Origin of the sequence: Pseudomonas sp. NMI542_15 (assembly GCF_021283425.1) — a bacterium.
Taxonomy (GTDB): Bacteria; Pseudomonadota; Gammaproteobacteria; order Pseudomonadales; family Pseudomonadaceae; genus Aquipseudomonas; species Aquipseudomonas fortuita.
In genome coordinates this window covers 125,956-138,624 of sequence record NZ_JAJSRO010000006.1, presented here as the reverse complement: position 1 = coordinate 138,624, position 12,669 = coordinate 125,956, and the positions used below count along the sequence as shown (strand labels likewise).

General features: G+C 63.5%; 6 protein-coding genes. 5 read left to right on the top strand and 1 reads right to left on the bottom strand.

Translation table 11 applies throughout. From position 1 onward, the window contains the following. Positions 1-26 precede the first annotated feature (26 nt). Positions 27-4,307 (top strand): DEAD/DEAH box helicase, encoded by a 4,281-nt coding sequence (locus LU684_RS11960; RefSeq protein WP_232894672.1) that lies wholly within the window; start codon positions 27-29, stop codon positions 4,305-4,307. A 244-nt stretch (positions 4,308-4,551) separates the two neighbouring features. Further along, positions 4,552-6,171: an FMN-binding glutamate synthase family protein gene (locus LU684_RS11955; RefSeq protein WP_232894671.1), complete on the top strand. Its 1,620-nt coding sequence runs from the start codon at positions 4,552-4,554 to the stop codon at positions 6,169-6,171. 40 nt (positions 6,172-6,211) lie between these two features. Here LU684_RS11955 and LU684_RS11950 read toward each other — a convergent pair whose 3' ends face one another. Further along, entirely contained in the window at positions 6,212-7,630 is a 1,419-nt protein-coding gene (locus LU684_RS11950) for an amino acid permease (RefSeq protein WP_016488805.1), read from the bottom strand. Positions 7,631-8,020: 390 nt separating this feature from the next. Here LU684_RS11950 and LU684_RS11945 point away from each other — a divergent pair, with 390 nt between their 5' ends. The 3 genes from LU684_RS11945 (at position 8,021) to LU684_RS11935 (ending at position 12,562) form a co-directional block, all read left to right on the top strand. Continuing rightward, complete coding sequence (locus tag LU684_RS11945; RefSeq protein ID WP_095115978.1) at positions 8,021-11,170, top strand: transglycosylase domain-containing protein; 3,150 nt, start codon at positions 8,021-8,023, stop codon at positions 11,168-11,170. An 89-nt stretch (positions 11,171-11,259) separates the two neighbouring features. Further along, positions 11,260-11,808, top strand: coding sequence for a PadR family transcriptional regulator (locus LU684_RS11940; protein ID WP_232894670.1), 549 nt, complete (start codon positions 11,260-11,262; stop codon positions 11,806-11,808). After that, positions 11,801-12,562 carry a siderophore-interacting protein gene (locus tag LU684_RS11935; protein WP_016488808.1) on the top strand — a complete coding sequence of 254 codons (762 nt, stop codon included), beginning with the start codon at positions 11,801-11,803 and terminating at the stop codon, positions 12,560-12,562. The genes LU684_RS11940 and LU684_RS11935 overlap by 8 nt, the downstream gene beginning before the upstream one ends. The last annotated feature ends 107 nt before the right edge of the window (positions 12,563-12,669 follow it).

Below are 12,669 nucleotides of genomic sequence, written 5' to 3'. Positions count from 1 at the left end.
CGCCGCATACACTCCATAACCAACACATGAACCTGCCCGCCAAACACCACCCGGTGCTCGCGCTGTTCCACCCTGCCGTGCGCACCTGGTTCCGTCGCCATTTCGCCACGGTCACTGAAGCCCAGGCACAGGCCTGGCCGCTGATCCATGCGGGCCAGTCGATGTTACTGGCCGCGCCGACCGGTTCGGGCAAAACCCTCAGTGCTTTCCTGGCGGTGCTCGACGAGCTGTTCCGTGAAGGCCTGGAGCACCAAGGTGAGCTGCCCGCGCAAACCCAGGTGATCTACGTTTCACCGCTGAAGGCCCTGTCGAATGATATTCGCCTGAACCTCCAGGCCCCGCTCGAAGGCATCAGCCTGGCCCTCACAGACCAGGGCCTGAACGCCCCACACATCACCACAGCCGTGCGCACGGGCGACACGCCACAAAAGGAACGTGCTGCCATGCGCAAGCTGGCCCCGCACATTCTGGTGACAACCCCCGAATCGCTGTACGTGTTGATGGGCTCGGCTTCGGGCCGTGAAGGCCTGGCCAACGTGCACACGGTAATCGTCGACGAAATTCACGCATTGGCCGGCAACAAGCGTGGCGCCCACCTGGCGCTGACCCTCGAACGCCTGCAAGCCTTGTGCAAACGGCCACTGCGGCGTATCGGCCTGTCCGCCACGCAACGCCCGGTCGAGCGGGTGGCACAGTTTCTGGTCGGTAGCGGGCGCCCCTACGCCATCGTCGATGTAGGCCATGCGCGCGAACGCGATCTGGCCATCGAAGTGCCGCCGGTGCCACTTGGCGCGGTAATGGCCAACGATGTCTGGGGCCTGGTCTACGACCGCTTGGCCACCCTCGCCCGCGAACACCGCACCACGCTCGTATTCGTCAACACCCGGCGCCTTGCCGAGCGCATCACCCGTCACCTCAGCGACCGGCTGGGCAAGGAGGCGGTCGCCGCGCACCATGGCAGCCTGTCCAAGGAGCTGCGCCTGGGTGCAGAGCAGCGGCTCAAGCGCGGCCATTTGCAGGTGCTGGTCGCCACCGCTTCGCTGGAGCTGGGCATTGATATCGGCGATATCGACCTGGTGTGCCAGATCGCCTCGCCAGGTTCGATTGCCGCCTTCCTGCAACGGGTTGGCCGCGCCGGCCACCAGGTGGACGGCGTGCCCAAGGGGCGCCTGTTCGCCACCTCACGCGATGACCTGATCGAATGCGTGGCCCTGCTGGACTGCGTGCGCCAAGGCGAACTGGACGAGCTGCACATACCCCGGGCACCGCTGGACGTGCTGGCCCAGCAGATCGTGGCCGAAGCCAGTAACCAGGACTGGCACGAACAAGCCCTGTTCGACTGCTTGCGCCAGGCCACGCCCTACACCGAGCTCGACCAGCGCCACTACCAGGCGCTGCTCAGCATGCTCGCCGAGGGCTACAACGGCCGCCAGGGTATCCGCAGCGCCTATTTGCACCGCGATGCGGTCAGCGGCACCTTGCGCGGCCGTCGCGGCAGCCAACTGACGGCGTTGACCAGCGGCGGCACCATCCCTGACAACGCCGACTACACCGTACTGCTGGAACCACAGGCGCTGAACATTGGCAGCGTCAATGAAGACTTTGCCGTGGAGAGCATTGCCGGCGATATCTTCCAGCTGGGCAACGCCTCCTATCGCATTCTGCGCGTCGAGGCGGGCCGCGTACGGGTGGAAGATGCCCATGGCCTGCCGCCGACCATTCCGTTCTGGCTGGGTGAAGCGCCCGGGCGCAGCAACGAGCTGTCTGCCGCCGTGGCGCGGCTGCAGGCACGGGTCGACCAGCAACTGGCCCAGGCTGACGGCGACATGGTCGAGGTACTGGCATGGTTGCAGGCTACCTTCGAACTGGACGAAGACAGCGCCAGCCAGTTGCTCGACTACCTGGCCCGCACCCGCGAGGTGCTTGGCGCCCTGCCCTCGCAGGACACGCTGGTGATGGAGCGCTTTTTCGATGAGTCCGGCGGGACCCAGCTGATCATCCATTCGCCCTACGGCAGCCGCATCAACCGCGCGTGGGGCCTGGCCCTGCGCAAACGCTTCTGCCGCACCTTCAATTTCGAGCTGCAGGCTGCCGCCAGCGAGGATGCCATCGTGCTGTCGCTGTCGACCAGCCACAGTTTCGCGCTGGACGAGGTGTGGCGTTACCTCAATAGCCGCAGTGCCGAGCAGATCCTCGTCCAGGCGGTGCTGGATGCGCCGCTGTTTGGCGTACGCTGGCGCTGGAACGCCGGCGTTGCAATGGCCCTCCCGCGCTTCGTGGGCGGGCGCAAGGTCGCGCCACAGATCCAGCGCATGAAGAGCGAAGACTTGGTGGCCGCTGTGTTCCCAGACCAGATCGCCTGCCTGGAAAACATTGCCGGCGAGCGGCAGATACCCGATCACCCGCTGGTCGAACAAACCCTGGACGACTGCCTGCATGAGGCGATGGACAGCGAAGGTTGGCTGGCCCTGTTGCGACGCATGGAAAGCGGGGCGGTACGTCTGCTGTGCCGCGACCTGCCCGCGCCTTCGCCACTGGCCTCTGCCATTCTCAATGCCAGGCCGTACGCTTTTCTGGACGATGCCCCGCTGGAAGAACGGCGCACCCAGGCAGTACTCAACCGACGCTGGAGCGAAGTGCACAGTGGCGACGACCTGGGCGCGCTGGACGCTGATGCCATCGCCGCCGTCGCGGCAGAAGCCTGGCCACAGCCAGGCAATGCAGACGAAATGCACGAAGCGCTGATGGGCCTGGGCGCCATCAGCCAAGCTGAAGTGCAGGGCAATGCCAGCTGGGACCTGTTGCTCAGGCAACTGGCCCAAAATGGTCGGGCCTTGCGCCTGGCGGACGAAAAGCTGTGGTTGGCGCGTGAGCGACTGGGCCTGCTGCAGAGCGTGTATCCGGACGCTGTGCTGGAACCTGCCTTGCAGATGCTGCCTGGGTTCGATCAGGCCCCCGAGCCGGACCTTGCCCTGACTGAACTGTTACGTGCCCGTCTGAGTGGCCATGGCCCCAGCACCGCGCCACAGATAGCCGCACCGCTTGGCAAGCCGTTGCCAGCCGTCGAGCAGGCACTGGCCCGCCTGGAAGCTGAAGGCTATGTGCTGCGCGGGCATTTCAGCCCTGGTGCAACCGACCTGCAGTGGTGCGAACGCCATTTGCTGGCGCGCATTCATCGCTACACCGTGAAACGCCTGCGCCGGGAGATCGAACCGGTCAGCCTCCAGGACTTCATGCGCTTTCTGTTCGACTGGCAGCACTTGGCACCTGACGAGCGCTTGCGTGGTCCGCAGGCGCTGGCCGAAGTGCTGGGCCAGTTGCAGGGGTTTCCCAGCGCCGCCGGGGCGTGGGAGGCGGAACTGCTGCCTTCGCGCATCAAGGACTACAGCCCCCACTGGCTCGACGATGCCTGCCGCAGCGGCCAGTTTGCCTGGAGCCGGCTGGCGGCAACTTTGGCGAGCAGCACCCTATCAAGTACCCCACTGGTGCTGCTGCCGCGCGACCAGCTGAACACATGGCGCAGCCTGGCGCCCGCCCCAACGGTGGATGCCCTTGGCCTGCGTGCGCAACGTGTGCACGAAGCGCTTAAAACCGAGGGGGCGCTGTTCTTCGATGAACTGGCGCATGAGGCACGTCTGCTGCCCAGCGAACTGGAAACTGCGCTGCAGGAGCTGGTGGGTTCGGGCCTGGTCGGTGCGGACAGTTTCACCGGCTTACGCAGCCTGATCACCCCTGCAGCCAAGCGCAGCTCGCGTAACAGCCGCCGTGGCCACCCGCCGCTTTCCAGCAGCATGGCGCATGCCGGGCGCTGGGCACTGCTGCGCCGCAGCGCTACGCCACCGGATCAAGACCCGCGCCTGGAGTACATCGCCCGCACCCTGCTGCGCCGCTATGGCGTGATCTGCTGGCGGCTGCTGGAGCGCGAGAGTGATGTACTGCCGCCCTGGCGTGAACTGCTGCGCTGCTATCACCGGCTGGAGGCGCGTGGCGAGATCCGTGGTGGGCGCTTCATTGCCGGGCTGGCGGGTGAACAGTTCGCCTTGCCGGAGGCGGTGGGGTTGCTGCGGCAGGTGCGCCGCCGCGACCCGGACGGGACGTTGCTGGTAGTGAGTGGCAATGACCCGCTGAACCTGACCGGCTCGTTGCTGCCCGGGGCGAAAGTGCCAGCGGTGAGTGGTAACCGCTTGTTGTATCGCGACGGGGTACCGGTGGCGGTACGGGTGGCCGGGCGTTACTCGTATCTGGTCGAGGCGCCCGCACAAGAGCAGGAAATCTGGCGGCAGAAACTGCTGCGTGACAAGCACTGAGCGTTAGCGGCTGTACCGGCCCTATCGCCGGCAAGCCAGCTCCCACAAAGATGTCACTTCGCTCGAAGCTGGTGATGACCTGTAGGAGCTGGCTTGCCGGCGATAGGGCCGGTACAGCCAGTACATAACTTGACGAGAATGATTTTCGCTACCCCGATTTTAATTTGCAGGGCCCTGCAACTTGGCTATGGTCGGGGTTTGCCCCCAGGCCCTGAGCCTGACCGCGCCATCGCAAGGACCCTGTATGAGCCTGTCACTCCTCAGTCGCTATGCCTTCTTCGCAGCCTGTGTGCTGTTCACCCTGGCGAGCTTGCCCTTCACCCACCACGAATGGTTGTGGCCGTTCACCCTGACCACGGGCATCCTCAGCCTGATCGGCTTGTTCGACCTGCTGCAGCAACGCCATGCCGTACGCCGCAACTACCCGATCCTGGGCAACATCCGCTATCTGGTCGAGGCCATTCGCCCGGAAATCCGCCAGTACTTGCTGGAGTCCGACAGCGACGCCCTGCCATTCTCCCGCGCTCAGCGCTCGTTGGTGTACGCCCGGGCCAAGAACGAAGCCTCGGACAAACCGTTCGGCACCCTGATAGACGTATACGAGTCTGGTTTCGAGTTCATCGGCCACTCCATGCGCCCGGCGCCGCTGGCCGACCCAAGCAGCTTCCGCGTCATCGTCGGCGGGCCGCAGTGCAGCCAGCCGTACTCGGCCTCGATCTTCAACATTTCGGCCATGAGCTTCGGCTCGCTCAGCGCCAATGCCATCCGCGCCCTCAACCAGGGCGCCAAGCTGGGCAACTTCCACCATGACACCGGCGAAGGCAGTATCAGCCCTTATCACCGCGAGCATGGCGGCGACCTGGTCTGGGAACTGGGCAGCGGCTACTTCGGTTGCCGCACGCCGGACGGGCGTTTCGACCCCGAACGCTTCGCCGCCCAGGCGCGCAGCCCGCAGGTGCGCATGATCGAAATCAAGATGAGCCAGGGCGCCAAGCCCGGCCACGGCGGCATCCTGCCCAAACACAAGGTAACCCAAGAGATTGCCGAGACCCGAGGCGTGCTGATGGGCGAAGACTGCATCTCGCCGTCGCGCCACAGCGCTTTCTCCACGCCGATCGAGATGATGCAGTTCATTGCCCAGCTGCGTGAGCTGTCCGGCGGCAAACCAGTCGGCTTCAAGTTCTGCCTGGGCCACCCGTGGGAGTTCATGGGCATCGCCAAGGCCATGCTGGAAACCGGCATCCTGCCCGACTTCATCGTCGTCGATGGCAAGGAAGGCGGCACCGGCGCCGCACCGGTAGAGTTCACCGACCATATCGGTGTGCCGCTGCGCGAAGGCCTGCTGTTCGTGCACAACACGCTGGTTGGCCTGAACCTGCGTGACAAGATCAAGCTCGGGGCCAGCGGCAAGATCGTCAGCGCCTTCGACATCGCCAGCGTGCTGGCCATTGGTGCTGACTGGGCCAACTCGGCGCGTGGCTTCATGTTCGCCATTGGCTGCATCCAGTCGCAGAGCTGCCACACCAACAAGTGCCCCACCGGCGTGGCCACGCAAGACCCACTGCGCCAGCGCGCTCTGGTGGTGCCGGACAAGGCCCAACGGGTGCTGAACTTCCACCACAACACCTTGCATGCCCTGGCCGAAATGCTCGCGGCGGCGGGCCTGGACCACCCGGCGCAGCTGGAAGCCAAGCACCTGGTGCGGCGCGTCTCGGCCACCGAGATCAAGCTGTTCTCGCAGATGCATGTGTTCTTGAAACCGGGCGAGTTGCTGACCGGCGAGGTGAACGGGCAGTTCTATTCACGCATGTGGCAACTGGCCCGGGCCGACAGCTTTGAGCCACACAGCGAAGTGGCTGCCTGATAGAGCCCTGGGGCTGCTACGCAGCCCCGGCTATTTCAGATCAGGAAGCGGTACTGGCCACACCTTGTACGTCTTTCGGCGCCAGACGGAACGCGTAGTACAGCACGGTCAGCAGCACCAGGAACGCCGGGCCAATGTACAGGGCCACACGGGTATCCTCGAAGTACGCCATCAAGCCAACCACCAGCACCAGGAAACCCAGCGCCAGGTAGGAGCTCAGCGGCCACAGCCACATGCGGTACTTCAGTGCCTTGCGCTCAGCAGTGGAAAGACCGGCACGGAACTTGAGCTGCGCCAGCAGGATCATCACCCAGGTCCAGATTGCACCGAAGGTGGCAATCGACGTTACCCAGACAAACACTTTTTCCGGCACCAGGTAGTTGGCCAGCACGCCCAGCAGTAGCGCGCCGATCGACAGCAGCAGTGCATTGCGCGGTACGCCATTCTTCGAGGTACGGGCAAAGGCGGCAGGGGCCTGGCCGTTTTGTGCCAGGCTGTAGAGCATGCGCCCGGTGCTGAAAATCCCGCCGTTGCACGACGACAGCGCCGCGGTGATGACCACGAAGTTGATGATGCCGGCGGCGGTCTTGATGCCGAGGCGCTCGAAGGTCATGACGAACGGGCTACCCTGGCTGCCAATTTCGTTCCACGGGTAGATCGACAGGATCACGAACAACGCACCGACGTAGAACAGCAGGATGCGCCAGAACACCGAGCCAATGGCCTGTGGGATGGTCTTTTGCGGGTTGCGTGCTTCGCCGGCGGTCAAACCGATCATTTCCACACCCAGGTAGGCGAACATCACCATCTGCAGCGACATCAGCACGCCGGTCACGCCATTCGGCATGAAGCCGCCGTTGCTCCACAGGTTGGAGACACCTACAGCCACACCGTCATTGCCGAAGCCGAAGGCAATGACACCGATGCCGCCAAGGACCATGGCGATGATGGTGACAATCTTGATCAGGGCGAACCAGAACTCGAATTCACCAAAGGCCTTCACCGCTACCAGGTTAACGGCGCCCATGCTACCCAAGGCTGCCAGGGCCCAGATCCAGCGGGGCACGTCGGGGAACCAGATACCCATGTAGATGGCTACTGCAGTAATTTCGGCGACACAGGTCACCAACCAGAGGAACCAGTAGTTCCACCCGGTGAGGAAGCCCGCCAGCGGGCCGAGGTAGTCTTGGGCATAGCGGCTGAACGACCCGGCGACCGGGTTATGCACGGCCATTTCGCCAAGGGCGCGCATGATCACCAGGATGGCCAAGCCACCGATGATGTAGGACAGCATGATGGCAGGGCCGGCCATTTCGATGGCTTTGGCCGAACCGAGGAAAAGACCGACGCCGATACAGGCGCCCAGCGCCATCAGGCGGATGTGCCGTTCGCCCAGTTCACGCTTGAGCGGGCCGCCTTCATTGGCCTGGCCATGGGCAGAGTGGTTGCCGACTGGCATAGCAATACAACCTCATTTTGTTATTGGATTTGACCTTCGTGCAGCACCGGCCAGGCCGATAGGCGTGGCGTCTGCTTGCCAGGCTGGCTTCGTGGGCCGGCCCGTGTGCCGGGGTAGAGCGCCCGGCAGGGCGAAGGGGCCGAGCAGTATAGGAAGACCGTTGCAGGGTTTTTCGCTGTATATACAGGAATAATCAGCAAGTTTTCTCGCCCGTGCAGCGGCCCGGAAAACTGCCCCGGCACCATAGCAACATCTCGGGGTCAAAAAACCCACACCAAAGCCGCATAGCCCTACCCGCTTTTCTCCACCTCCTACAAATTTTTCACCTCACCCGCTCAACGTCTAAGCTTCAGACAAGCAAGACGAAAACACCTGGCCGGATTGAAGACTATGGGCGCACTGTGGCAATCGGAACCAAGCAGAACGGAAGCACCCGAGATACCTCCGGCCGAGACGCCCCAACCGAAGCCCCCCCGTCAGCGTCGGCTTTGGTGGCGGCTGATCATCCTCATCCTGCTGGTGGCGCTGGTAGCCATCGGCTTCGCTGCGTATGACGAATTCCGCACCTCCGAACTGCAATCGCGCGAGTTCAGCAAACTGGCCGCTACGCTGACCTACTCGCTGGAGCCTGGCCCTAGTGACGCCATTATCTACCCCGGTGAAGGGCCGTTCGACAAACGACTGGGCTACAGCGCTCTGGGCGAATTCCTGCCACGCCTGCTCAAGCGCGATTACCTGATCACTGAACAGGTGAGGTTCTCCCCTGCGCTGATGAACTACGTCGATCATGGGCTGTTCGCGCCCTATATCGAGAAAATTCAGGCCGGCCTGTCGATCACTGACTGCCGCGGCGACACGCTGTACCAGTACAACTATCCACAGCACCTGTACCCGAACTTTGCCGCGATCCCGCCGGTGATGGTCAACAGCCTGTTGTTCATCGAGAACCGCGACCTGCTCGATACCCAGGACCCGCGCAACAACCCCGCCGTGGACTGGCCACGCTTTGCTAAAGCCGCCTACAGCCAGGTGGCCAAGTACCTGGCTTTGCCTGGTCAGTCTGCGGGCGGCAGCACGTTGGCCACGCAACTGGAAAAGTACCGCCACTCACCGGACGGCCTGACCGTGTCGGGTGCCGAGAAAATCCGACAGATGATTTCTGCCAGCGTGCGCGCCTACCGGGGCGGCCCGGATACCACCGAAGCACGCCAGCGCATCGTGCGCGACTACCTCAACAGTGTGCCGCTGTCGGCCGTGCCCGGGCACGGCGAAGTACACGGCATGGCCGAAGGCTTGCGGGTGTGGTACGGCGCCGACTTCGACCAAGTCAACCTGGCGCTGAATTCCACCGCCACTGACGCCGAAAGCATGGCCACACGCGGCCTTGCCCTGCGCCAGGTGCTGTCGCTGATGATTGCCCAGCGCCGCCCGTCCCACTACCTGTCCAAGGGCCGGGTCGAGCTGGCCGAACTCACCGATTCGCACATCCGCGTGCTCGCCGCAAACAATGTGATAGAGCAGCCACTGGCCGAAGCCGCACTGGCCAGCAAAGCGGTCTATCGCGACTGGGTAGCGCAGCCAACCATCGTGCCGATCGTCACCAACAAGGGCATCAGCCTGGCGCGTAACCGGCTGGCAGCCATGCTCAACCGCCCGCTGTATGATCTCGACCGCCTCGATGTGTCGGCCACCAGTACCCTGCAGGCCGACCTGCAACTGCAGGTCAGCCAGTACCTGAAAAACCTTGCCGACCCCGAGTTTGCCGCGCAGATGGGGCTGATCGGCGAGCGCCTGCTCACCACCAAGACCACCGACCAAGTGAGCTACAGCTTCACCTTGTTTGAGCGCACGGCCGACGGCTCGCGAGTACGGGTGCAGACCGACAGCACCAACCAGCCCTTCGACATCAACGAAGGCAGCAAGCTGGAGCTGGGCTCCACCGCCAAGTTGCGGGTGCTGACCACATACCTGGAGATCATCGCCGAACTGCACGACAAGTACGCCGGCAAGCCCGCTGCCGAGTTGAAGAAGGTCGAAGTCGCCGAACTCGACCGCATTACCCAGTGGTCGCTGGAATGGCTGGCGCAGAACAGCAAGAACCAGAGCCTGGACGCCATGCTCGACGCCGCGCTGGAGCGCAAATACTCCGCCAATACCGGTGAAGCCTTTTTCACAGGCGGCGGCATGCACGTGTTCAACAACTTCCGCAAGGAAGACAACAGCCGCAACCCGACACTCAAGGATGCCCTACGCGAATCGATCAACCTGCCGTTCATCCGCCTGATGCGCGACCTGGTGCGCTACGTGACCTACCAGCAGCCGTACAACCGCGTGCCGCTGCTCAAGGACGACGCCGACCCTCGCCGCCAGGAATACCTGGCCCGCTTCGCCGACAAGGAAGGCACCAACTACCTGATGCGCTTCTGGAAGAAATACCAGCGCAAAACCTCGCAGCAGCGCCTGGACACCTTCCTGGACAGCATGCGCGTGACCCCACAGCGGCTGGCAGCGGTGCACCGCTACCTGTTCCCTGAAGCAGGGCAGGAAACCTTCAATGCCTTCGTACGTGCCCACCTCAAGGGCGACAAGGCTGCCTTGGGCAAGCTGACCGACGGCCGCCTGTCAGAGATGTACGATGCCTATGGCCCCGGTAAATATGACCTGCCCGACCAGGGCTACATTGCCAAGGTCCACCCGCTGGACCTTTGGCTGCTCGGCTACCTGCTGAAGAACCCGAGCTCGACCTTGACCGAAATGGTCAACGCCAGCCGTTTCGAGCGCCAAGAAGTGTACAGCTGGCTGTTCAAGAGCCGCTACCAAGGGGCCCGCGATAGCCGCATCCGCACCATGGTGGAGATCGAAGCCTTCCTCGACATCCACCAGCGCTGGAAGCGCGTTGGCTATCCATTCGACCACCTCGTGCCCTCGCTGGCCACCGCGATCGGCAGTTCGGGCGACCGTCCTGCCGCCCTGTCCGAACTGGTCGGCATCATCCAGAACGACGGCATACGCCTGCCTACCCTGCGCATCGACACCCTGCACTTTGCAGCCAATACACCTTATGAGACCAAGTTGATCACCGACCCGGACCGGGGCGTGCGGATTCTGCCCGTGGAAGTGGCGCGCGCACTGAAAGGCGCCATGTCGCAGGTGGTGGATGCAGGCACGGCGCGGCGTATTTCCGGCAGTTTCAAGCTGCAGGACGGTACACCACTGGTGATGGGGGGCAAGACCGGTACCGGTGACAACCGCATTGAAAGCTTCGGCGCCGGTGGCCGGCTGATTGGCTCGCGCTCGCTGAACCGAACAGCCACCTTTGTGTTCTTCCTTGGCGACAACCACTTCGGCACCCTCACCGCCTTCGTGCCGGGGCGCTCGGCAGAGGCATTCAAATTCACCTCGGCGCTGCCGGTGCAGGTTCTCAAAGGCATGGCCCCGATTCTCATGCCGTACCTGCAGCCCGGCAATCCGAATGAGTGCAAACCGCCGCAGGTGGCCGTGAACACACCGACTGCTGCAGGGAACGTATCGAATGACTAGATGATAATCATCAGCATCCAGAGGCTTGTCTTTAGATATATCTTGAGTAATATCTTACGATATATCGCAAACGACGGAGCCCTGTCCCCATGCGCGAACACACCCCCCATGATCCCTTCGAGCGGCGCCCCGGCCGCGGCGAGCGCGGCCCACGCGTCTTCGCCCCCGGTGACCTCAAGCTGCTGATGCTGGACCTGCTCGCAGACCAGCCCGGCCACGGTTACGACCTTATCCGCCAGATCGAAAACCTGTTCTACGGCAGCTACAGCCCTAGCCCCGGGGTGATCTACCCCACGCTGAATTTTCTTGAAGAGGCCGAGTTGATCAGTGGCCAGGTGCAAGGCAGCAAACGCCTCTATGCCATCACCGACGCCGGGCGCAGCGCCCTGGCCGAGCAGGCTGTCGCCCTGGACGGCGTGCGCATGCGCATCGAGGTCAGCAAACGCGCCCTGCGCGGCCACGACCGCCCGCCAGAAATCCATGAAGCAGTCGGCAACCTGCGCCACGCACTGCACATGCACAGCGGCCGCTGGACACCGGAAGAGACCCAACGGGTCCGCGACTTGCTCAACCATACCGCCAAGGCCATCGCCTCCGGGCCGGCCGAACCTGTCAGGGAGGAGGCTTCCCATGAGTGACACCATCCACCGCGTCAACCACCAGATCCGCCAACGCCGTTTGCAGGTACTGCGGGTCACCGAACTGACCCCACGCATGCGCCGCATCACCCTCGGCGGTGCCGAACTGCAGGGTTTCACCAGCGTGGGCAGTGATGACCATATCAAGCTGCTGTTCGCCGAAACGCCGGAGCAACAGCAGGCCATCGAGGCCCGTAATATGGGCCGGGACGGTGGCGCACGGCCGACCATGCGCGAGTACACGCCACGGCGCATCGACCTGGTGGCCAATGAACTGGACATCGACTTCGTACTGCACGGTGATGGCCCCGCCTCCACCTGGGCCGCCCAGGCCGCGCCTGGGCAAACCCTGGACATCGCTGGGCCACGAGCATCAATGGTGGTGCCGGATATTTTCGACAGCTACCTGCTGATCGGTGACGAAACCGCCATTCCGGCGATTGGTCGGCGGTTGGACGAACTGCCGGCTGGCCGCCAGGTGCTGGCGGTGATCCAGATCGAAGACGAGCAGGAGCGCCAGCCGCTGCCGAGCAAGTCACAAGTCGAAGTCATCTGGGTGCGTCGCCAGCAAGAAGATTTGCTGGAACTGTTGAAGAACCTGACCTTGCCGCAAGGTCGGTTGTACGGCTGGGTGGCGCTGGAAAAAGCCCTGACCCGCCAGGCCAAGGCGCTATTGCTGGAAAAAGGGGTGCCGGAGGATGCGCTGAAGGCAGCGGCCTACTGGCGTGCCGACGGGACTGCGGACGACGAGTGATCTTGGTTGCCTGCACTGGCCCTATCGCCGGCAAGCCGGCTCCCACCGTTATTGCACAGCCCATGAAGGCTATGGGGTACCTGTAGGAGCTGGCTTGCCGGCGATAG